Origin of the sequence: Cobetia sp. SIMBA_158 (assembly GCF_046566945.1) — a bacterium.
In the GTDB taxonomy this organism is placed as follows: domain Bacteria; phylum Pseudomonadota; class Gammaproteobacteria; order Pseudomonadales; family Halomonadaceae; genus Cobetia; species Cobetia amphilecti.
In genome coordinates, this window is the sequence record NZ_JAWJYL010000966.1 from 1 (window position 1) to 242 (window position 242).

Below are 242 nucleotides of genomic sequence, written 5' to 3' on the forward strand. Positions count from 1 at the left end.
GGACGTACGGCAACACAGGCAACTTCCGCTGATTCTGAATCTAGTGTGTGCAGTGCTGCACAGCCCAAAATCATACCATCACGCTCAATCACACTATAGTTATCAATCTCTTGCTCCAAGCGCTCGCGTGAACGACTGACCAAGATGCCTTGCTCTTCTAGAGGCGACAGCAGCTCAATCAGACCAACCACATCATCGATATTGGCACGGCGAATTTCTTCATAAGGGTCATGGCTAATCAG

At 49.2% G+C, this 242-nt stretch carries 1 pseudogene; it reads right to left on the reverse strand.

The annotated features are described in order from the left end of the window. Positions 1-242: pseudogene (locus R2R70_RS22680) on the reverse strand (amino-acid N-acetyltransferase); the annotation flags it as partial.